The sequence below is a fragment of the Brevibacterium daeguense genome (genome assembly GCF_021729135.1).
Taxonomy (GTDB): domain Bacteria; phylum Actinomycetota; class Actinomycetes; order Actinomycetales; family Brevibacteriaceae; genus Brevibacterium; species Brevibacterium daeguense.
The window spans coordinates 1-301 of the sequence record NZ_JAJTWW010000056.1 but is presented as its reverse complement, the minus strand read 5'-3'; the positions used below and the strand labels follow the sequence as shown (position 1 = coordinate 301).

At 51.8% G+C, this 301-nt stretch carries 1 protein-coding gene; it reads left to right on the top strand.

Going from position 1 to position 301, the window contains the following annotated elements:
* Positions 1–301 (top strand): acetate and sugar kinases/Hsc70/actin family protein (locus tag LXN01_RS16575; RefSeq protein WP_236866857.1); only part of this gene is annotated, 301 nt, incomplete at both ends.

The window sequence follows — 301 nt, the reverse complement described above, 5'->3', positions numbered from 1 at the left end:
TTCAGGAAACCGTCCACAGCTCCATCATGAGGTGCGACATTGACATCAGGAAGGATCTGTTTGCCAACATTGTCATGTCTGGTGGTACCACCATGTACCCTGGTATTGCTGACCGCATGCAGAAGGAAATCACTGCTCTTGCTCCTTCCACCATCAAGATCAAGATCATTGCTCCTCCCGAGCGTAAATACTCCGTCTGGATCGGTGGTTCCATCCTGTCTTCTCTGTCCACCTTCCAGTCCATGTGGATCACCAAGGATGAGTACGAAGAGTCTGGCCCCGGCATCGTTCACCGCAAGTG